The organism is Pseudomonas sp. Fl4BN1, assembly GCF_009908285.1.
In the GTDB taxonomy this organism is placed as follows: domain Bacteria; phylum Pseudomonadota; class Gammaproteobacteria; order Pseudomonadales; family Pseudomonadaceae; genus Aquipseudomonas.
Genome location: NZ_JAAARM010000017.1, coordinates 1 through 19,402 on the forward strand (window position 1 = coordinate 1; position 19,402 = coordinate 19,402).

Annotated in this window: 25 protein-coding genes and 1 pseudogene; 10 read left to right on the forward strand and 16 right to left on the reverse strand. The window is 62.8% G+C overall.

Features of this window, described 5'->3' with window-relative positions; translation table 11 throughout:
* Window positions 1-184: 184 nt before the first annotated feature.
* Window positions 185-1,552, reverse strand: a complete 1,368-nt coding sequence (locus tag GV818_RS19220) for a sensor histidine kinase (RefSeq protein ID WP_178125000.1) — start codon at window positions 1,550-1,552, stop codon at window positions 185-187.
* A complete protein-coding gene (locus tag GV818_RS19225) occupies window positions 1,530-2,222 on the reverse strand; it encodes a response regulator transcription factor (RefSeq protein ID WP_161777236.1) in 693 nt (230 codons plus the stop codon). The genes GV818_RS19220 and GV818_RS19225 overlap by 23 nt, the downstream gene beginning before the upstream one ends.
* Window positions 2,223-2,367: 145 nt before the next feature.
* On the opposite strand from GV818_RS19225, the gene GV818_RS19230 reads away from it, so the two are divergent.
* Complete coding sequence (locus GV818_RS19230; RefSeq protein ID WP_161759067.1) at window positions 2,368-3,075, forward strand: response regulator transcription factor; 708 nt, start codon at window positions 2,368-2,370, stop codon at window positions 3,073-3,075.
* 254 nt (window positions 3,076-3,329) lie between these two features.
* On the opposite strand, the gene GV818_RS19235 is transcribed toward GV818_RS19230, so the two are convergent.
* Window positions 3,330-3,533, reverse strand: coding sequence for a co-regulatory protein PtrA N-terminal domain-containing protein (locus GV818_RS19235; protein WP_161759068.1), 204 nt, complete (start codon window positions 3,531-3,533; stop codon window positions 3,330-3,332).
* A gap of 272 nt (window positions 3,534-3,805) precedes the next feature.
* Between GV818_RS19235 and GV818_RS19240 the strand changes: the two genes are divergently transcribed.
* Both GV818_RS19240 and GV818_RS19245 read left to right on the forward strand, forming a co-directional pair.
* On the forward strand, window positions 3,806-4,645 hold the full coding sequence (locus GV818_RS19240) for an EcsC family protein (RefSeq protein ID WP_161759069.1): 840 nt from the start codon (window positions 3,806-3,808) through the stop codon (window positions 4,643-4,645).
* Between the two features lie 18 nt (window positions 4,646-4,663).
* On the forward strand, window positions 4,664-5,215 hold the full coding sequence (locus GV818_RS19245) for a GNAT family N-acetyltransferase (RefSeq protein ID WP_161777237.1): 552 nt from the start codon (window positions 4,664-4,666) through the stop codon (window positions 5,213-5,215).
* Window positions 5,216-5,329: 114 nt separating this feature from the next.
* On the opposite strand, the gene GV818_RS19250 is transcribed toward GV818_RS19245, so the two are convergent.
* From GV818_RS19250 to GV818_RS19260, 3 genes are read right to left on the reverse strand one after another with little or no spacing between them, the layout of a single operon-like run.
* The gene (locus GV818_RS19250) at window positions 5,330-5,767 is read right to left on the reverse strand and encodes a hypothetical protein (protein ID WP_161777238.1); all 438 of its coding nucleotides are present in this window, start codon (window positions 5,765-5,767) and stop codon (window positions 5,330-5,332) included.
* Window positions 5,768-5,781: 14 nt separating this feature from the next.
* Window positions 5,782-6,102, reverse strand: coding sequence for a cyclic-phosphate processing receiver domain-containing protein (locus tag GV818_RS19255; protein WP_161777239.1), 321 nt, complete (start codon window positions 6,100-6,102; stop codon window positions 5,782-5,784).
* Window positions 6,103-6,142: 40 nt separating this feature from the next.
* Window positions 6,143-6,733, reverse strand: a complete 591-nt coding sequence (locus GV818_RS19260) for a hypothetical protein (protein ID WP_161777240.1) — start codon at window positions 6,731-6,733, stop codon at window positions 6,143-6,145.
* Window positions 6,734-6,855: 122 nt separating this feature from the next.
* On the opposite strand from GV818_RS19260, the gene GV818_RS19265 reads away from it, so the two are divergent.
* Complete coding sequence (locus tag GV818_RS19265; protein WP_161777241.1) at window positions 6,856-7,656, forward strand: hypothetical protein; 801 nt, start codon at window positions 6,856-6,858, stop codon at window positions 7,654-7,656.
* 283 nt (window positions 7,657-7,939) lie between these two features.
* A complete protein-coding gene (locus tag GV818_RS19270; protein ID WP_256667608.1) occupies window positions 7,940-8,386 on the forward strand; it encodes an NUDIX hydrolase in 447 nt (148 codons plus the stop codon).
* Between the two features lie 73 nt (window positions 8,387-8,459).
* Here GV818_RS19270 and GV818_RS19275 read toward each other — a convergent pair whose 3' ends face one another.
* The 3 genes from GV818_RS19275 to GV818_RS19285 all read right to left on the reverse strand — a co-directional run bounded on the left by GV818_RS19275 (window position 8,460) and on the right by GV818_RS19285 (window position 9,777).
* Entirely contained in the window at window positions 8,460-8,798 is a 339-nt protein-coding gene (locus GV818_RS19275; RefSeq protein ID WP_161777243.1) for a hypothetical protein, read from the reverse strand.
* Between the two features lie 75 nt (window positions 8,799-8,873).
* Window positions 8,874-9,275, reverse strand: coding sequence for a GFA family protein (locus tag GV818_RS19280; RefSeq protein ID WP_161759173.1), 402 nt, complete (start codon window positions 9,273-9,275; stop codon window positions 8,874-8,876).
* Between the two features lie 64 nt (window positions 9,276-9,339).
* Entirely contained in the window at window positions 9,340-9,777 is a 438-nt protein-coding gene (locus GV818_RS19285; protein WP_161759174.1) for a hypothetical protein, read from the reverse strand.
* Window positions 9,778-9,973: 196 nt separating this feature from the next.
* Here GV818_RS19285 and GV818_RS19290 point away from each other — a divergent pair, with 196 nt between their 5' ends.
* Window positions 9,974-10,501 carry a DUF1993 domain-containing protein gene (locus GV818_RS19290; protein WP_161777244.1) on the forward strand — a complete coding sequence of 176 codons (528 nt, stop codon included), beginning with the start codon at window positions 9,974-9,976 and terminating at the stop codon, window positions 10,499-10,501.
* 5 nt (window positions 10,502-10,506) lie between these two features.
* Here GV818_RS19290 and yfcF read toward each other — a convergent pair whose 3' ends face one another.
* Window positions 10,507-11,139, reverse strand: coding sequence for a glutathione transferase (yfcF, locus tag GV818_RS19295; RefSeq protein WP_161777245.1), 633 nt, complete (start codon window positions 11,137-11,139; stop codon window positions 10,507-10,509).
* A gap of 246 nt (window positions 11,140-11,385) precedes the next feature.
* Between yfcF and GV818_RS19300 the strand changes: the two genes are divergently transcribed.
* The 3 genes from GV818_RS19300 to GV818_RS19310 all read left to right on the forward strand — a co-directional run bounded on the left by GV818_RS19300 (window position 11,386) and on the right by GV818_RS19310 (window position 12,505).
* Window positions 11,386-11,919, forward strand: a complete 534-nt coding sequence (locus GV818_RS19300; RefSeq protein ID WP_161777246.1) for a GNAT family N-acetyltransferase — start codon at window positions 11,386-11,388, stop codon at window positions 11,917-11,919.
* 75 nt (window positions 11,920-11,994) lie between these two features.
* On the forward strand, window positions 11,995-12,324 hold the full coding sequence (locus GV818_RS19305) for a hypothetical protein (RefSeq protein ID WP_161759080.1): 330 nt from the start codon (window positions 11,995-11,997) through the stop codon (window positions 12,322-12,324).
* A gap of 13 nt (window positions 12,325-12,337) precedes the next feature.
* A complete protein-coding gene (locus tag GV818_RS19310) occupies window positions 12,338-12,505 on the forward strand; it encodes a hypothetical protein (RefSeq protein WP_161777247.1) in 168 nt (55 codons plus the stop codon).
* 295 nt (window positions 12,506-12,800) lie between these two features.
* Here GV818_RS19310 and GV818_RS19315 read toward each other — a convergent pair whose 3' ends face one another.
* Entirely contained in the window at window positions 12,801-13,697 is an 897-nt protein-coding gene (locus tag GV818_RS19315; RefSeq protein ID WP_161777248.1) for a DMT family transporter, read from the reverse strand.
* 121 nt (window positions 13,698-13,818) lie between these two features.
* Here GV818_RS19315 and GV818_RS19320 point away from each other — a divergent pair, with 121 nt between their 5' ends.
* The gene (locus GV818_RS19320) at window positions 13,819-15,153 is read left to right on the forward strand and encodes a PLP-dependent aminotransferase family protein (protein ID WP_161777319.1); all 1,335 of its coding nucleotides are present in this window, start codon (window positions 13,819-13,821) and stop codon (window positions 15,151-15,153) included.
* 37 nt (window positions 15,154-15,190) lie between these two features.
* Here GV818_RS19320 and GV818_RS35055 read toward each other — a convergent pair whose 3' ends face one another.
* From GV818_RS35055 to GV818_RS19340, 5 genes and pseudogenes are all read right to left on the reverse strand, one after another.
* A complete protein-coding gene (locus GV818_RS35055; protein ID WP_372242106.1) occupies window positions 15,191-16,054 on the reverse strand; it encodes a methyl-accepting chemotaxis protein in 864 nt (287 codons plus the stop codon).
* Window positions 16,046-16,819 (reverse strand): annotated as a pseudogene (locus tag GV818_RS35060) (MCP four helix bundle domain-containing protein); the annotation flags it as partial. The gene GV818_RS35055 and the pseudogene GV818_RS35060, both read right to left, overlap by 9 nt.
* 246 nt (window positions 16,820-17,065) lie before the next feature.
* Window positions 17,066-17,947 carry an alpha/beta fold hydrolase gene (locus GV818_RS19330; RefSeq protein WP_161777249.1) on the reverse strand — a complete coding sequence of 294 codons (882 nt, stop codon included), beginning with the start codon at window positions 17,945-17,947 and terminating at the stop codon, window positions 17,066-17,068.
* 87 nt (window positions 17,948-18,034) lie between these two features.
* The gene (locus GV818_RS19335) at window positions 18,035-18,556 is read right to left on the reverse strand and encodes an alpha-ketoglutarate-dependent dioxygenase AlkB family protein (protein WP_161759086.1); all 522 of its coding nucleotides are present in this window, start codon (window positions 18,554-18,556) and stop codon (window positions 18,035-18,037) included.
* A gap of 114 nt (window positions 18,557-18,670) precedes the next feature.
* On the reverse strand, window positions 18,671-19,396 hold the full coding sequence (locus tag GV818_RS19340) for a murein L,D-transpeptidase catalytic domain family protein (protein ID WP_161759087.1): 726 nt from the start codon (window positions 19,394-19,396) through the stop codon (window positions 18,671-18,673).
* Window positions 19,397-19,402 lie beyond the last annotated feature (6 nt).

Genomic DNA, 19,402 nt, shown 5'->3' on the forward strand with positions numbered 1-19,402 from the left:
GTGGGTGGGGCGGGACGGGTTGGGTTGGGGTAGGGCAGGGCAGTGGTCAGTTGCGAGGGAGGCGGGCGCAGGTCGCGCGGGCCGCCAGATGCCTGGCGGTTATATCGGTGCAAGTACCCCGTGGGTGAGCCAGGCTCCACGGTGCTGCATGGCGCCTGGCGATGTCCTGGGTGAATACGCGGCTTCAGGCGTTGTAGGCGTGGCCGATCAAGTCCAGCCGGCACCCGGGCTGTGCATCGCGCACCTGGAGGGTCATGTCATGCAGGCGTGCCACGGCGGAAACCATGCTCAGCCCCAGGCCATTGCCGGGCGTATGGCGGCTGGATTCGGAGCGATAGAGTCGGCGGAAAACCGCTTCACGTTCCGCCTCCGGTATGCCGGGCCCCCGGTCGCGGATACTGATGGTGCGGTGAGTCGCGTCCGCCAGGACCATGACCTCGACCTGGCTCTGATCGGGTGAGAACTTGATGGCGTTATCGAGCAGGTTGCAGGTGGCATCGAAGAGCAATTGAGCGTCGCCCATGACGAGGCTGGCGCGGTTGCTGGGGGTGAACGCCAGGGTCATGCCGCGCTCTTCTGCCAGCGGTTCGAAAAGCTCGACGGCGTCCGCGCAGATCTTGTTGAGGTCCACGGGGGTGAAGTGACTGCGCCGGGCGCTGCCTTCTATCTCCGAGATGCGCAGCAGCGCGCGGAAGGTTTGCATCAAGCCCTTGGCATCCTCCAGTGCGCTAGCAATCGCCGCGTCATACTCCGGCGCCGTCAGGTTGCGCCGTTGCGCTCGCTCCAGCCCGGCGATCAAGCGAGTCAACGGGGTTCGCAGGTCATGAGCGATATCGTCGCAGACGCCTTTGACTTCGCTCATCAACCGTTCCAGGGCATCCAGCATGCCGTTCACCACACCGGCGATGCGGTCGATATCGTCGTGGTTGCCTCGGGTCGGCAGGCGTTCGCTGAGATCGCCCTCGACGATGTTCTTGATCGAGCGGGTCAGGATGTCCAGGCGCCTGCGAGCGGAGATGCCCAGGACGATGGCGCCCAGTAGCCCGACCACCAACAGCAAGGCCCCCCCGGAAACCAGCGCGTTGACCAGCAGTTCATCGAACTCGCGAATATCATGAATGTCCTGGCCGATCAGCAGGGTGCTGCCGTCTTCCAGCCGATGAGCGAGGAAGCGGATCGGCCGATCATGGCCGCTGGCCTTGTCCCACATGAACTCTGCCGGCCGGTCGTAGTGACGCAAGGCCGGCAATTGCGCGATGGCGCCGACGATGAGCTTGCCGTCGGCATCGAACAGGCTGTAGGGGAGTCGCCCTTGGGGGTCCTGCTCGTTATGTTTGAGGATCTCCTGGCGTCGCAGTTCAGGTGGTTGAGTGTTCTGGCGGTCGACTTCGAGATGCAGCGCCGTATCCACTTCGGCCAGCAGGTAGCCGGTGGTCTGCCAGTAGATGTAGCCGAACAGGGCAAAGAACGAGCAGCCAAACAACGCCAGGAACAACAGCGCCGTTCGAAAGCTGATGGTGCGTGGGATCTCACTCAGCCGCACGTAGGACATAGCCCGACCCCCGAATGGTGTGGAGCATTGGGCTGTCGTTCTCGGCATCGATCTTGTGCCGCAGGCGACCGATATGGACGTCGATCACGTTGGTGCGCTCGTCATAGCTGTAGTTCCACACGGCTTCAAACAGCATGGTGCGGGTGACCACTTGCCCGGCATGCTGCGCCAGGTATTCCAGCAGCGCATATTCCCGGGGCAGCAGCTCCACTTGCCGCTCGCCCCGGCGCACGGAGCGTCGCAGCAGGTCGATTTCCAGGTTGCCGATTCGCAGGCGGCTGTCGCGCTGGTGGGTTGTTGCGGGTGTCCGTCGACGATTCAAGGCATCCAGGCGAGCGGTCAACTCGATGAACTCGAACGGCTTGGTCAGGTAGTCGTCACCGCCGGCGCGCAGGCCCCGCACCCGCTCGTCCAGGGCGCTCAGCGCACTTAGAATCAGTACCGGGGTGGTATTGCCGGCGGCGCGCAAGGCGGTGAGCATGCCCAGGCCATCGAGGGCGCCGGGCAGCATCCGGTCGAGGACAATCAGGTCGAAGGTCTCGCTGATGGCGCTGAGCAAGCCCTCACGGCCGTTGTCCACCAGGGTCACATCGAAGCCATGGTCGTGCAGCGCCGCCTCGATCTCCCGGGAGGTGACAGGATCATCTTCGATAACCAGTACGTGAGTCATAGGCGTGGTTCAGGGTTCCGGATAGGAGAGGCGTGGCTAGCGCAGGTCAAGCCGCCTGGTTGGTGGCATAGTGTGCCGAGTCAATTTGTACACCGGGCTGGCGGCAAGATGAAAAAAAGTTTAGTTGAGTGCCTGTGAGGTCAATGTGCGTATTTTGGTCGTTGAGGATGATGTGCGTACCGCCTCTTACCTGCTAAGGGGCTTGAGTGAGAGCGGGCATGTGGTGGATACCGCCGAGGATGGCCGCGATGGGCTGGCCATGGCGCTGGAGGGTATCTATGACGTGTTGATTGTCGACCGGTCACTGTCCGGCATGGATGGCCTGTCGTTGGTCCGCGAGTTGCGCAGGCAGGACCGGGCCACGCCGATCCTGATGCTCAGCGCCCTGGCTTCGACCCAGCAGCGTGTCGAGGGGCTGCAGGCCGGCTGCGACGATTACCTGGGCAAGCCCTACGCCTTCATCGAGGTGCTGGCGCGGCTGGATGCCCTGGTGCGCAGCCGTGATCCGCGACCGGGCGCGCAGGGCAGCTTGTGCGTGGGCGAGCTCACGCTGGATTGCGCCGCGCGCGCGCTCTCGCGCAAGGGGCGGACTATTACCCTGGCCCCCCGTGAAGCCTTGATCCTGGAAAAACTCATGCGCCATGGCGGCGAGGTGGTGACGCGCTCGATGTTGCTTGAAAGTGCCTGGGACTACGAGTTCGACCCCAATGACAACGTTATCGACAAGCACATCTATCGCTTGCGGCGCAAATTGGAAGAAGGCTTTGGTGCGCCGCTGATCGTGACCATACCGGGCGCAGGTTATTGCCTTGATGACCAGGGCCTGCCGGAAGACGCCGCAGCCAGTGACTAGGAATGCGCCGCCGGCTCGCTGGCAACCGCCGCGTTACTGATTCCAGGCCAGGCGGCACCTGGATTGTCGGGGCACCCCGCAACCCAGGCCCAAGCTCTGCAACCTTTCCAAAGTTGTGAACCCCTACTGCAATACTGCGAGCAAGCGGCTCTGTGGGTGCGTCCTTGCAGCAGTGCTCCAGACCGTGTTCATGACGCTCAAAGCGCAGGAACAGGTGGCTGGCTGCCAAGCGATCTGTCAGGTCGCGCCTGCGCTCAGTTCGAGCGCGCGGCATCGCTGGCGGCCGCTTTCTGATTGCTGGCAACCGCGGTCACCTGTTCGGACTGTTGGTGGGTGGTCATGGCCGCGTCTCTGGCCGCTTCCATCCGCGCCATCACCGTGTCGCCACCGCCTTCTGCCATCGCCGCTACAGAGGCGCTCATCAAGGTCAGGATCAAAAGGGCTTTAAGGGTTTTCATGCTCAGTCTCCAGTCTTCAGGTTCAGCCATCGCAGTAGTTGCGGGCTTGGGCTAATCCTAGAGCGGGCGACATTTCACCTTGTTCCCCGCCCAATGAACTTTTTGACAGGTGCCAGAGGCCGGCGCTGGCTGGGGATCGGGCCGGTGCTGGTTTCGACAAGCCCCGGTGGATCGTCGCCATAGGCGCGTGCAGCGGGTTGCGGATATCTTGAGCGTGCTGTGCAAACTCATTACCTTGCACTGGGTGTACGGTTCATTGTCAGGAGAAGGTCGTGAGTATCAGAGACAACCCGCAGGACTATAAAGACCTCAAGCGCGCCGTTGCTCTGCTGGAGTCGCCCTCCCTGACGGCGCGCCTGTCCGGCTTGCTCGGCTCGCCGATTGAAAGCGCGGTGAGGGCTTTGCCCGGTTCAGTGGCGAAGAAGATCAACGGTGCGGTGGCGGCAGCGCTGCATACGTCTGCCGATGCGGCGCTGTGGAGCCTGGAAAACCACCCGAAAAAGCAGGCCTCGACGCTGTTGCACAAAGTCTATGCCGCCACCTCGGGCGCCGTCGGTGGTGCCTTCGGATTTGCCGCGCTGTTTGTCGAGCTGCCGATTTCCACCACCATCATGATGCGCTCGGTGGCCGATGTGGCGCGCAGTGAAGGTTTCGACTTGAACGACTTCGCCACCAAGCAGGCGTGCATCGAAGTATTTGCCATGGGCGGCAACAGCCAGGCCGATGATGCCACCGAGACCGGCTACTACATCACCCGCAGCTTCACCACCCAGGCCATGCAGCAACTGTCCAAGGAGCTGGCGGCGATCGCCGCCAAGCAGGGCAGCAAAGTGGCCAGCAAATTGTCGCCGGGGATGGCGGGCAAGTGGCTGGCGGTATTGATCGAGAAAGTCGCGGCGCGTTATGGCGTGACCATTTCCAGCAAGTTCGCCGCCCAGGCGGTGCCGGTGATCGGAGCCTTTACCGGCGCCGCGATCAATGCGCTGTTCACCGATTTTTACCAGGACATGGCCCGGGGGCACTTCACCGTGAAGCGGTTGGAAGAGCAGTACGGCTATGAACAGATCAAGAGCGAATATGCCCGCATCATCAGCAACAAGCTCACGGGCTAGGGACCCGCAACCATCCACATGAGTGATTTTCCCGTTATCGACACCCCGCGCCTGATCCTCAGAGAACTGAGCCAGGCTGACGTGCCCGTGCTGTTCGCGATTCACCGCGACGCCGAAACCATGCAGTGGTTCGGCACCGAGCCACTGACCGAATATGCCCAGGCAGAACAGCTGCTGGCATTGTTTGCCAGTTGGCGGACCCTGGCCAATCCCGGCGTTCGCTGGGGCATCGAGAGCAAAGCCGGGCAGGGCCTGCTAGGCACCTGCGGCCTGTTCAAATGGAACCGCCAGTGGCGCAGTTGCGCCATCGGTTTCGAGCTGGCACGTTCGGCGCAAGGCCAGGGGCTGATGGCGGAGGCACTGCAGGCCATTGTCCGCTGGGGCTTCGAACAGATGGCGTTGAACCGGATCGAGGCCCAGGTGCATCCGCAGAATCTGGCGTCCCTCAGATTGCTGGAGCGAGCAGGGTTTGTCCGGGAAGGGCTTGCACGAGAGGCGGGGTATTGGCTGGGGGGCCATCATGATTTGGTTCAGTGCTCGCTTCTGAGGGCGGACGTTGTCGCTCGGTGATGTCTGGGGGCTTGCTTACTGGGCCAAACAGCTGTGCTTCTGGCATGCACCGTGTCCAGGACACCGGAGCTGAAAACGTGGCGAAACGGCGCAGCTCTTGAGTTGATTCGCGATTCAGGTTTTGCGCGGGATGATCGCGGCATCCACGTCCACAATCAGTTGCAGATCATGGTACGAGGGGTACAGGCTCCTCGTGCAGATGTTCATTGCTGTTGGCCGCGAGAGCTCTGTGGTGCCTTTCGAACCCCAGGTCCGACGTTCACCGCAATAGGTATGCAGCACCTCGGAGCTGTCCCAGAACAAACGCTCGAGCAACGCCTCGTACTGTTCCAGCCAACATTCATCGAAGCCGTAACTGTCTTTCATGAAACTGGAAAAGTGCATCAGGTGACCGTAGTAGCAATGTCCTCGGCTATTGGGCAACACACTGAAAAGCGGCCTGATGATCAGTGCGCCGGTCAGCGGCAAGCTTTGCAACACCGCTTGATTGTGGGCTTCGGCGTCTTGGGTGGCCTTGAAGCAATGGATGAATCCATACAGGATGCCGCTCATTGATTCCGGCGCCTCTAACGCTTCAGTTCGTGGTCTTGTCTGTGCTTTTGTGCGAGCTGGCGTATCGATTGCACACCCGCGCGCATCTTTTCCACGGCGGAGGCATTGGCCGAATGCACGTGAATCACTGGCGGACAGAAATCGTGCAGGGCCACGGCTTCTTCGATCCACAGGATCACGTCGTAGCCGGTGCCGCGTTGATCATCTCCCAGGTCATGGTCGAGGCTGACCTCTTCGACGCCGCCGGCTTGCAGCAGCTCGATGACTTCGTCCGGCCAATAGGTGCGCACCCAGCCTTGAGGGGTTTGGCGTTCATCGTCGAGGTAGATTTTCATGGTCGTGGCAACGTTTCCTGATTGAGTCGCGACAGTGCAGTCATTGCAGTCTATTGCGCAACGCCTTGATGGCCGCATCCACATGCCAGACTTCGACGCCGATGGCCACGGCTCCTAGTGCTTGCGGTGTCAGCTCAATGGCGGTTGCAATGCCCTGGCTGGCGAGCAGTTGCTGGGCTTCCTGCAACTGTCTGCGGGTGCCGGTGAGCCAATGGCGTTGCTCCTCGGACAGCAGGGCAATGACTTCGGGATAGGAGCATGCCAGTTTTTGGCGCAGGTTGATCATGGCCGGCTGGTTGTCACGGCCGAAGGTTGGCGCCAGCACATAGGGCCTGCCTGCTGCGATATTCCGATCGTAGCAGTCCTGCAGATGGTCTTCGATACTGACAGGGCTGGGGACCGTCTCGACTTCGCCGGTCCCGAGGTTCACCAGATGGGCGTTGACCCCGACATAACATAGCGTGGTGATGCCATGCACCACGCAGTCTTCGGTGTTGCAACGCACCACCCAATAGTCGCCGTTCGCCGACAATTCACAGGACTGGATAACGAAGCGCTCCTCGATCCCGTCCCGTAGAATGCCGGCGTGCCGCGCCAGCACGATGGCGCACGCTTGTTGTTCGGAGAGCATCGATTCCTGACCTTTTGCAGCCGTTGTCGTGGCCGAATGTTCGGCGCGATATGGAGCCTGTTATCGGCAGGCAAACCGTTACTCTTGAACGTCCTGCACGATACCCATCCATGAGGGACGCGATGAGACCCAACCCGGAACTCCGTTTATGCGCCGTGCTGTTGTGTGGTGGCCTGGTCTATGGGGTGGCCAAGGGGCTGATCAATGGCTGGAACGCCACGCAGCTGTTCTCGGGCTTTCTGTTCGGTACGGTGTTCGCCCTGGTGCTGGGCATTCCTTTGTTGTTGTGGGGCGATCGGCGTTGCCCGGGGTTCAGGGGCCGGCATGTTCTGAGCGGCCTGATCCAGGCCCTGGTCGCCTGCCTGTTGCTGCGCATGTCCTCGACCCAGTTGTTGCTGTTGTCGGTGACCGCAGGGCTGACCTTGGGAGCGCTGTCGAGCCTGATGCTCCATGCCGTAGAGAGGCTTCCGCTGCCCCGCCATGGGGCTGCGCGCCAGGGCTGGTGGCGGGTGGTGGCGGTGCCTTTGGCCGGTGGCGTGACCCTGGGCAGCATCGTTGCCTGGATTCTTCCCAAGGGCTCGGAAACCCTGGCGGCCTTTTTGTTCGGCGCGACGGTGGGGGGCTGGGTCAGCATGTTGGTGTCCTGGCCGCTGCTATGGCTGGTGGAGTTTCTGCTTGCCAGTCGCTGGCGCTATGTCATCGGTGGCGCGTTCAGTGGCCTGGTGCTCTGGCTGTTCTCGGGGGCTCCGGGCGCGCCGCTCAATCCGCAGGGGCTGTCTGCGGGCCTGGATTTCTGGGTGCCACTGCTGACTCATGGTGTCATGGCTTTCGTACTGCCAGGCCTGGTGGCCGGGATACTGCTCACGGGCCTCAGACAACTGGCCCCGACTCGACGGAGGGCGTCACAGACGGTCAAGCCATAGATGGCGAACCTTTGTTCAAGACATTGCCAGGAAGGACTTGCCTGATGCGCGACAACCCTATTAGCGACAACGCTGTGCCTGGAATGGGCCGATGGCCTGCTGCTGCGCCAACCCCTGACGCGCTTTTCTGCACTGCAAGAGGCCAGTGCTGAACCGCGGCGAACTGGCCCCGCAACTCGGGACGGCGATGGAGGCGGTGCCGGTGAAGTATTTCGACGTTGGCTGATGGGCTTCGCACCATGCTCTAATGCCGCGCCTCAATCCAGCAAACGGACTTCATCCCATGACTGAATCACGTATCCGCGCCCTGGCGCTCTGCGTCTTTCACCACAACGGCAAGATTCTGGTCAATCAATTCCACGATCCGGATCAGCAACAGATGCTGTTCCGTCCGCTTGGCGGAGGCATCGACTTTGGGGAGCACAGTGCCCAGGCGATTGTCCGGGAAGTGCAGGAGGAGTTGGGGTTGTCCATCAACCACCTGAGCTTGATCGGTACCTTGGAAAGCCTGTTTGTGTACGACGGTAAACCCGGTCATGAAATCGTCCAGGTCTACGACGCCCGCTTCGAAGACCCGAGTGTCTATCAGCGCACTCATCTGGATGCCCAGGAAAGCGACGGCGCCCGCTTCATCGCCTGTTGGCATGACAGCAGCCGCTTCACTGCGCAAACGCCTTTGGTGCCTGCAGGACTGGGCGAGATGCTCAAGCAAGCAGGCTTGCTCGACTGACCGAGGCAGCGCCGTGGTGGGTGGCGGGTAAGGCGGCTTGTGGGGGGGAGGATCAGGTGCAAGAGGAGGGGTATTACACCAGATCGTTCAGCCGTTGCCAGCGTTTGACGAGCCTGACCAGTGTGTGGCGGATGGGTTGGCTGAACATTTTACGCGAGGCGTAGAGCAGCACGCTCTCGCACAGGTCGGCATCCAGTGGAAAGCCTTGTTCCAACCACCGGGCGGCACATCGCGACCAGTATTCGGAGTCGGACCCCAGGGCGGTCAGCAGTACCTCGCGCAAGGCGATGGGCTCGGGCAGTGGCGGGGCAATATTCAGTGCAGCGATGGCGTTGTCGAGGTCGGCTGTCACTGACTCATGGGGCCTTTCCAGCAGTGGCAGCAGCCATACGTAGCTGAAGGGTTGAGTCATCTTCAGGAGCATCCATTGCGATTGGGGCCGGGCGGCTGGCAAGCCTGGCGCCGCCGTCGGGTTTGCCTGTGGCGATCATTCTAGCTGTGGATAGTGATCGCTGATCTCATGCCAGCTGGCCTTCATCGCCACGCAGTGGTGTTTCTGCCTGGGGGCTGCAAACGGTGTGTCCAGGGTCGCGATAGCGATGGACATCCAGGTGGAAAACTCCCCCTGTGCATCCCACCAGAACAGCGAGGAACCACACTGGCAGCAGAACTGGCGCAGCACCCCCGGGGAGGATTCATAGTCCTTGAGCGCCGCGCTATCGTCGCTGATGCTGACGGTTGCGCGGGGCGCGCTGGCGTAGCTGGCGAAGGCTGCGCCATGGCTCTTCTGGCACTTGCGGCAGTGGCAATGGGTGACGGCTTTCAGCTCGCCGGACACCCGGTAAGTCACCGCGCCGCACAGGCAACTGCCTTGATGTTGGTTGTGCATGGTCATGGTTTGCGAATTCACAGGGCCCGCATGGCGGGGCAATCACCGAAGCGCGATGGGGCAGTTACGCCGCCGCTTGCACCTGAATCTGCAACTGGCCATCCACTTCCTTGGTCAGGCCGCTGGCGACGAACAGTGGCACCAGCAGTTTGTGCAACTCGGGCTCGACAAAATCCTTGACCGTTTCCAGCTCCAGGTTGCCGCTCGCTTGCAACTCGGCCTTGGTGAAGGACAGCCAGGCTTTCTTCAGCGCCAGCAGGACATCGCTGCCGGCGGTGGAGGCGAAGCGGCGGTTGACCACCCGGCCGGCGAAGTTGAAGGTGTGCTGGTATTGGTAGCCGCTCTCGTCACCCTGGCTGGCGACGCAACGGCCACAGGCGCAGGGGCCGTCGGCGAAGGCCGCGCGCAGGTAGCTGTTGAAGTCGACGATGGGCTTGAGTGCCAGGCGTTTGTCGACCTCGAACAGGTCCCCGGTCATTTTTGCGTCACTACTCAAGGTCATTTTCCTCAGGGTCAGGCGGTGTATTTTCACAGGGCCGCACCATACCAGCCGGATGGGGGGCAAGGGTACTTTTCTGCAGGCTCACTGGGGCTGGACCTGGGTGTTCAGCTGCTAGGATTCAGTCGGTCTTGACGCGGATACACTGAGCAATAGCGCCTCCGGGCTCTCTCAGGCAATGACCCCACGAGGAACAGCCATGTCGATCTACGCGATGACCGTACCCTGCTTTGCTCAGATGTTGCGTGCCTTGAACACCCTGCTGTGCAAAGGCGAGGAGCGGGCCCGGGAGCTGGGTTTTGATCCGCAGAACCTGTTGGATGCACGGTTGGCACCGGACATGTATGACCTGGCGGCACAGGTGCGTTTCACCTGTACCCAGGCCCGGGAAGCGGTCCAGCGTCTGAGCGGGCTACCGGTGACAGCACTGCAAGCACCGGCCAGCATGGCCGAGGCCAAGGCGCTGATCGAACACACCCTGGCGTTTCTTGCTGCTGCGGATCGCCAGGTGATCGAGAGCAGCGGGCAGCGGGCCGTGGCCATCGCGTTGCCTAATGCCATCACCTTCGATATGAGCGGCGAGGAGTACGCGCTGAACTGGGCCACGCCGCAGTTCTATTTCCATCTGGTGACGGCCTACAACATCCTGCGGCATAACGGCGTGCCCCTGGGCAAGGCCGAGTACGCGCAGCATATGTTTGCCTACCTGCGCCAGCCGCAGAGTTGATTTGACTACAGCGCCGGTCGCGGCAACTTCAGCCACTCCTGGACTGCCGGTCGCTGCCATTGGCGCGCGGCATATTCCACCAGGGCCGGTGGCAGCGGATCGCCATTGAGGATCAGGCGGTTGAGCATCAGCGCCAGGTCGACATCGGCGATCGACCACTGGCCGAACAGGTATTCGCGGCCATCCGCCAATAGCTCCTGGGCGGCCGCGATCAGTTTGCGCGCCGCCGATTCGGCCTGCGGCGACAGCGGCTGGCCCTGGCAGCCATAGAACACCACCAGGGTCGAGCGTTCCTGGCGGATCGGCAGCAGGTCGCTGCGCAACCAGGCCTGGACCTGGCGCGCCTTGGCCCGTTGTTGTGGGGTGCGCGGGTAGACCGGGATGTCGGGGAACAAGTCTTCCAGGTATTCACTGATGGCCGAGGATTCGGACAAGGCAAAACCGTCGAGCACCAGGGTCGGCACGCGCTGGGTCTGGGACAGTCGGGTGTACTCGGGCGCCTGGTTCTCGCACGCTTCAAGGTCCAGGGGCAGCAGTTTAAAGTCGATGGCCTTTTCCCTCAGTACCACGAAGACCGACAGGGCGTAGGGGCTGGTGAATTGAGCGTCGACATACAGGCGCGGGCAGGAAGCGGTCACGGCATCATCTCCAGTAGGGGAAGGACACGCTAAGAGATCCAGCGGGATAAATAAAATGCATGATTTTCATGCCTGTATTCCTGCTTGGAATACAGGCCCGAGCCGCAGGCAGGCCGCCTGCAGTACGGGTTGTCAGGCCTCAAGGTCGGCGGTTTCGCAGCCGTTGCCTGGGGTGTCTGGCCACGGCCCTGGAGGCGCTGTTTGTGGCAGTATCCTGGGGAGCCAGCCAGGGAAGGAGCCCCAGAGGTGCAATTATTCGAGACGCCACGTCTCATCGGTCGTCCCCTGAGCCGTGATGATCTGCCTGTATTGAGCGCAATCCTCAGTGACCCCCAAGTGATGAAGCACTCCTTGCGCGGAGTCTGTGACCAACAGGCCACTCTCCAGTTCATCGACTGGTGCCTGGCGTGCTACGCCGAGCATGGAATGGGCCCTTGGGCCCTGGTGGAGAAGGTCAGTGGCGAGCTGGTGGGATTCTGTGGGGTTGGGCCGGAGCAGTTGGATGGGGTGCAAGAGGCCAACCTGGGCTATCGCCTGGCCAGGCGTTTCTGGAACCAGGGGCTGGCGTCGCAAGCGGTTCGAGGGGTACTGGGCTTGGTGTTCGGCCAGCGGCACCTGGCCTCGGTCGTGGTGATTATCGAACCGGCCCATGGCGCTTCCCTGCGGGTGGCGGAGAAAGCCGGGTTCTGCGAGTACCAGGTGATGCAGTTTCATCAGCGGCCGGTGCGCCTGTACCGGATGACTGGCCAGCAGTGGCAGGCACTTTGCCTTGATCAATAAGGCAATTTGCTGGCCCCGCACCGGCGGAAACATCGGCAAAATCACTTTATTTTCAGGTGGTTAGGTGTCCGATAAATGCGCCATGTGTTGATTACGCTGACTTCGTTTGCCCTGCTGGGTGGGGTGGGAGCGGCCCAGGCCAGGGAGTTGCTGGCCAATGACCGCTATGTCTGCAGTTGGGGTGCGGGGACTGCTGCCCGGGCCCAGGAGCTGAAGTTGTCCGGGGTGTCGCTGTATGCGGCGCGGCAGAAGATTCAGGCCTACAAGTTCAACAAGGGCTGGATGCGCATGATGGCCTTGGGGATCACTGAGCAGACCTACGACAGTGGCTCGCGGATCAAGCCCGAGGTGTTGCGCAAAAGCTTCTACGAGGATTGCGTTCGGTACAAGTTGGCCCGTCGGTAATCCAGGAGAACCCATGCCTTCTCACGCGGACTTCATGCGCCAGACCGGATCTGTCGGCCTATCTGTTATTCCCGGGCCGACATTCAACACCCTGCGCCGGGCGCAAGGGGCGCAGAGCATCCGGATCGGGGTCCAGTACTATGCTGAAGAGGGGAGAACCACTCGCCGGTTTTTCATCTGATCCGTATTTTTCTTGCTTATCTGCCTATGTAATCAGAACAGCCAAGGTTCGAAAATGGCGCGCCCACTTGGTCTCCCGGCTGGAGACCTGGTCCGCTGCACCGCAAACCTAATGTTCAGGAGGCCTGATGACTAAGATGGCGTTTTTCTTGTTTGGATTTTTAGCCTTGACCGTCGCAATCGGTGCGCTTGCTACTATCTCTCCAACCTAGTTCCCGGGACCGTTCACGGTTCTTGCTGCACCTCCCCACCGTATTCAGTGGCAGGCCTGATGACCGCTGCCACTGCCTTGACCTTCACTTGGCAAACTTTCGCGCCCCGGCCACGCACAGGATCACTGCCACAGTGACCCCGAGCAGGCCCAGGCTGACCTGTTCATGCAGCAGGCCCGCCGCCAGGGCCAGGCCGAAAAATGGCTGCAGCAGTTGCAATTGCCCGACCGCAGCAATCCCGCCCTGGGCCAGCCCGCGATACCAGAAGACAAAGCCGATCAGCATGCTGAACAGCGAGACGTAGCCGAGGCTGATCCAGGCCGGCAGGCTGATGCCGCTGAAGGTCGGCGGGGCACTGAGCAGGGCCAGTGCGGCGATGATCGGCAATGACAATACCAGGGCCCAGGAGATCACTTGCCAGCCACCCAGGGTCCGCGACAGCTTGGCGCCTTCGGCATAACCCAGGCCGCAGGCCAGTATGGCCAGGAGCATCAGCAGGTCGCCCTTGGGCGACGCGGTGAGGCCTTGGGACAGCGCATAACCCACCACCAGCAGGCTGCCCAGTATCGAGAACAGCCAGAACTCCGGGCGTGGACGCTCACCGCCGCGCAACACGCCGAACGCTGCCGTGGCCAGGGGCAGCAGGCCGACAAATACGATGGAGTGGGCCGAGGTCACGTACTGCAGGGCCAGGGCGGTCAGCAGCGGAAAGCCCAGGACCACGCCGAGGGCGACGATGGCTAGAGGCAGCAACTGCTGCTTGCTCGGACGCCGCTCCTTGAACAGCAGCAGAATGCACAGGGCCAGGACCCCGGCAATGGTTGCCCGGGCCATGGTGAGGAACAGTGGATCGAATTCCAGCACCGCGACCCGGGTCGCCGGTAGCGAGCCGCTGAAGATCAGCACCCCGATAAAGCCGTTGAGCCAGCCGCGGGTGGTGTTTTCCAGCACAGGGGACTGCAGGTTCGATGTCTGTTCCATTCAGGGGGTGCTCACTGCTGTTGGCGGGGCCGGTCCGTGGCCAATGCGACGAACCTTGCGTTGAGCGCATCCTAGGATTGAAAATCAGCACAATCAAAAAATTGTCATGGATACAGCGCCTATGGCCCGCGCCCGCTACAAACAGTTGGTCGACACGTTTGCCGCCGACATCCGTGCCGGTGTCCTGGCCCCCGGCACCCGTCTGCCGACGCATCGCGAGCTGGCGGCCAACCACGGCCTGGCGCTGGTGACGGCTTCGCGGGTGTATGCCGAGTTGGAAGCCATGGGCCTGGTCAGCGGCGAAGCCGGGCGTGGCACCTTTGTCCGGGAGACCGCCTTGCCGCCTGGACAGGGGGTGGACCAGCAAGTCACGGCGGCCGGCACCCTGGACCTGAACTTCAACTACCCGGCCTTGCCCGGGCAGGCGCAATTATTGCGTGGTGCACTGCGCCAACTGGCGTCTTCCGGGGACCTGGAAGCCTTGCTGCGCTACCAGCCGCACGCCGGACGCCCCCATGAACGGGCCTTGGTGGCCCGGCATCTGGCCTGTCGCGGGCTGACGGTGGAAGGCGCGCAAGTGCTGATGGTCAGCGGCGCCCAGCACGGGCTGGCGACCACGGTGATGGCGCTGCTCAAGCCCGGTGACGTGGTGGCCACCGATGCCTTGACCTACCCCGGATTCAAAGTAGTGGCCGACGCTCATGGCGTGGAGCTGCTGGCCATTCCGCTGACCCACCAGGGCCCGGATCTGGATGCCTTCGAGCGTCTGTGCCGGCATCGGCGGGTGAGGGCGGTGTACGCCATGCCGACCCTGCACAACCCCATGGGCTGGGTGCTGGACCTGGCCTGGCGTGAGCGGCTGGTGGCGATCGCCCGGGCGCATCGGCTGCTGATCATCGAGGATGGGGCCTACGCATTTCTCGCAGAGGATCCGCCGGTGCCCCTGGCGGCATTGGCGCCGGAGGCCACGGTCTATGTGTCCGGATTCTCCAAGAGCGTGGCCACCGGCCTGCGGGTCGGTTATGTGGTCGCACCGCTGGCCTGGGTGCCGCTGCTCGAACGCTCGATCCGCAGCACCACCTGGAACACTCCCGGGGTGATGACGGCCATGGCCTGCGCCTGGATCGAGGACGGCACCGTGGCCCGCCTGGAACAGCAGAAACGCGAGGACGCCAGCCAGCGCCAGGCACTGGCCCGGGAGTTACTGGGTGGATTGGAGCAGATCAGCCACCCCAGCTCGTACTTCCTCTGGCTGCCGTTGCCCGAGGAAGTGCGCGCCGATCAGGTGGCCATGGCGCTGCTGCGCGAGAACGTCGCGGTGTCCACCGCCGAGCCGTTTGTCAGCGCCGCTCCGGTGCCCCACGCCATCCGCCTGGCGCTGGGCTCGGTGGACATGGACGGTTTGCGCGAGGCCTTGATCAAGGTCCGGCAAGTGATCGCCCACTACGCCTATTGACGCGGTAGCGCTGGCCGCGCAGAGCTAGCCGCTGTGGCTACAGCTTGAAGCGGGTCACCAGGCCGTTCAGGTCCACTGCCAGCCGCGCCAGTTCCTGGCTGGCGGCGTTGCTCTGATTGGCCCCGGCCGAGGTCTGGGTCGACAGGTCGCGGATATTGATCAGGTTGCGGTCCACTTCCCGGGCCACTTGGGCCTGTTCTTCACTGGCGCTGGCGATCACCAGGTTGCGCTCATTGATCATGGTGATGGCCTGGGTGATCTGGTCCAGGGCCAGCCCCGAGGCGCGGGCAGCTTCCAGGGTCAGGTGCGCCCGTTCGTTGCTGGTGCGCATGGCGCTGACCGCACCTTCGGTGCCTTCCTCGATGGTGTTGATCATGCTTTCGATTTCCTGGGTCGACTGCTGGGTGCGATGGGCCAGGGCCCGCACTTCGTCGGCGACCACGGCAAAGCCACGTCCGGCATCCCCGGCCCGGGCCGCCTCGATGGCGGCATTCAGCGCCAGCAGGTTGGTCTGCTCGGCAATCGAGCGGATCACTTCCAGGACCTGGCCGATGTTGCGCACGTCCACCGCCAGGTGCTCGACCCGCTCGCAGGTCTGGGTCACGTCTGCGGCCAGTTGGCCGATGGAGTCGACGGTGTGTTGTACCTGCTCGCGGCCGTGATGGGCGGTACGGTCGGTTTCCTGGGAGGCTTGCGAGGTGCTGACGGCGTTGCGCGCCACTTCTTCCACGGCGGCGGTCATCTCGTTGACGGCGGTGGCTGCCTGTTCCACTTCATTGCTTTGCTGGTGCAGGGTCTGGCTGGAGTGGTCGGTAACCGTTTGCAGTTCCTCGGCGGCCGAGGCCAGTTGATTGGAGGAGTCGGCGATCCGCTGCAGGGTGGTGCGCAGGCTGTCCTGCATGGTTTGCAGGGCCTGCAACAGGCGCGCCGGTTCATCCTTGCCGCTGACGGCGATGGTCTGGCCCAGGTCGCCGCTGGCGATGGTTTCGGCCACGCTCACCGCTTGGCCCAGAGGGCGCACGATGCTGCGGGTCAGCAGGACTGCCAGGGCGATGGTCAAGGCCACCACGATCAGCATCATCAGCAGGACCATGCCAATGGCGCCCTGGAACACCTGGTTGCTTTGCGCCGCCGCAGCGACCCCGCCGCGGGTGTTGATGTCGATGATGCTCAGCAGTTCCTTGAGCATGGTATCGGCATTGGCCAGGAACGGGCCGCCGTCGACGATGTCGATCGCCGCTTCCTTGTGGCCCTGGCGTACCTGCTCGACCACCTGATGCTGGTCCTTGATGTACAGCGCCTTGGCACTGACATAACGCTCGTAGGCCGCGCGCTCTTCAGGCTCGCTGATGAGCTTTTCGTAGGTGGCTTGCTGCTGGTTGAGCTGTTCGTCGAGCTGGCTGACACGCGATAGCAACGCCTGGACATCGTTGCTATCGCGTACCACCAGCATGCGCAGGGTAATGGTGCGGATCTGGGTGCTGGTCAGGGCCACGGCGTTGGCGGCCACGATCGACGGCTGCCAGTTCTGGTCGACCTCAAGGGACTGCTGGTTCATGCGCTGCATTTCCAGCAACGAGAAGCCCCCCAGTCCCAGTGCCAGTAGGGCGATCAGGGCAAAACTCAACCCTGCGCGGCGGGAAATGTTCATCGTTCTCAAGAGCATGACGGTGTTCCTTGTGGCGGCAAAAAGTCCAACCGGCGATAGCGATCGCGGTTTGCATCAGTGCGGCGCGCTGTGGAGCAGGCTCCATGGCGCCATCGGTCTTTTGCACACAAGGCAGGCGGGAGGCGCATCTAGGCGGCGCCTTTATCGAGGGTTATCCAGCGTCGGAGGGGCGCACGACCCCTGACTGAAAACCCGACAATGATAGCATAATGACATCCGTCGCGGGTGTCTGGATGACAGGTTTCAGCGAGCCACGTCGTGCAGGAAGTCCTTGATGGAGCCTGCGCTTTGCGCCGGGTTGACCTGCATGAAACAGTGCTGGCCCTCGATCACCTGCGTGCGCAGGTGCTGATTGAGCGCGGCCCAGCGCTGGGCCGAACGGGCCACGTAGGGGTAGCTGTCGCGTCCGTGGATCACCAGGCTTGGGGTTTCTATCTGGCGCAGCGAGCGCCACAGGCGCCGCGGGAAGGTGCTGAAGATGTCCACTTCGCGCTCGGGTGCACATTTCAGTGCCACGCCTTGCCCGTCGTCCTTGAGCCCATGCTCGACATAGGCATTCAGGGCCTCGTCGCTCCAGCCCTTGAAGATCCCCCGGTTGGCCAGCGCGGCCTTGGCCGAGGCGCGGTCCGGCCAGTGCTGGCGGCGCAGGGCGGCCTTGCGTGCCAGGGCGTGACGACGGTTCAGCCCCAGGGCCGAGAGCAGTTTCAGCGAACCGATCATCGACGGGGTAAAGATCACCGGGTCGAGCATCACGGCCTTGCCAAATAGCTGCGGCCGCTCGGCCACGATCAGGCAGGTGAGCACGGCGCCGAAGCTGTGGCCGACGGCGTAGCGCGGTACTTCGCCATAGGCGCCGAGCCCGGCCTCGAAGGCTTCGGCCGCCAGTTCTGCGGTGCGGTTCCAGCCCAGGAAGGGCCCGCCATGGTCGGTATCGCCGTGGCCCTGGACGTCGCTGAGCCACAGGTCGAACGACTCGGCCAGCAGCGCCAGCATGGGGCGGTAGGCCATCGAGCAGAAACCGTTGCCGTGCAGAAAGTGCAGCAGCGGTTTGCCCGAGGGCGGCGAGCGCAGGCCGCGCAGGGTGAAACCTTCGGGGCACGGGTAGGACCAGGGAAGCAACTGCATGGGGCCTCGGGAGCAGCGGTAGTGACAGGTGGGCATTGTCGACAGGCCGGGACCCGAGTCAAGGGGCGATCCTGACCGGGTCGAGCATTACTGCACCTTGAGCAGGCGAAACGACAGGCTGATGCGCTCGCCGGCGTCCGGCGCCTTGGGGATCGCGTGCAGCCATTCCATTTGCAGGGCATCCGACATATGCAGCAGTGAGCCACTGGCCAGGAGATAGTCGAACGTCGCGCCGGTTTGCTTGTGGCGAAAGACCATGAGCCGGGGATGACCCAGGGACAGGATCACCACCCCGGTACCGGCTTCCAGTTGCTCGTTGGCATCGGAGTGGAAACCCATGGACGAGTGGCCATCCGGATAGCAGTTGAGCAGGCAGTTATTGGGCCGAAAGCCCAGGCGTTGCTCGATGGGCGAGCACAGTTGCTCCAGGGCCGCGGGCATTGGCACGGCCGGGTAGGTGATTTGCGAGTAGTCGTAGGGGGCGCCAAAACTTGCCGTCTTGCGCGCACGCATGCGCTCGTCCCAGAGCACCGAGTCCTTGAGGTGGCTGAACAGCTGGTGCGGGTCCTGGATGAAATCAGGGAACAGGTCTATTTGTGGTGGGGTCATTCGGCTGTTGCTCGAAGTAGGCTGCTTCAGGTTGAAAGGGGCGTGCCGCGAGTCTAACCCGGTTGGGCTTGGGCTCGCTGCGCCACGTCAAACAAACCTGTGGGCCGCTATCGGTCAGCCGCCATTGGCACCGAGAATGCTCGCCACTTGCCGCGGCTGGCAGTTGAGGTAGGCAGACGATTTGAGCCAGCGCTTATCCGGATACCAGGAAAACATGAACTGGCCATCCTTGAGCTTGTCTATCACCTGGCGCGCCACTTGCGGACGCACGGCCGGGCAGCCCTGGCTGCGGCCGATGCGACCCTGGCGCTGGCTCCAGAGCGGGTTCACGTAGTCGGCGGCATGAATCACGATGTCGCGGTCGCGGGCGCGGTCATTGATCCCGGGCTCCAGGCCGTCCATGCGCAGGGAATAGCCGTGGCTGCCTTCGTAGCTTTCCTGGGTGCGGAACAGGCCCAGGCTGGATTGGTAGCTGCCCTGGCGATTGGAGAATTGGGTGGCGAAGTTTTCCCCGGACTTTTGTCCATGGGCCACCAGGTCGCGCAGAACCAGTTTTTTGCTGCGCAGGTCGAAGATCCACAGGCGCCGGGCGGTGGAGGGCTGGGAGTAGTCGATCACCGCCAGGTGCCGGGCTTGTCGGGCACCGCTGTTGACCGCGCATTGCATGGCGTTCAGGGCACTTTTCAGTGCTTGGGGATTGAGTTCCGGAGCGGCGTGAGCGAGGCTGGCGTACAGCGCGGGGCTGGTTGTGGGGTGAGCTTTGCTGGCGGCGAAAGAAGGACTGCAAATGGCGCCCAAGGCGATGGCCGCCAGGCAGAATCGGCACAAGAAGGTCAACATGTATAG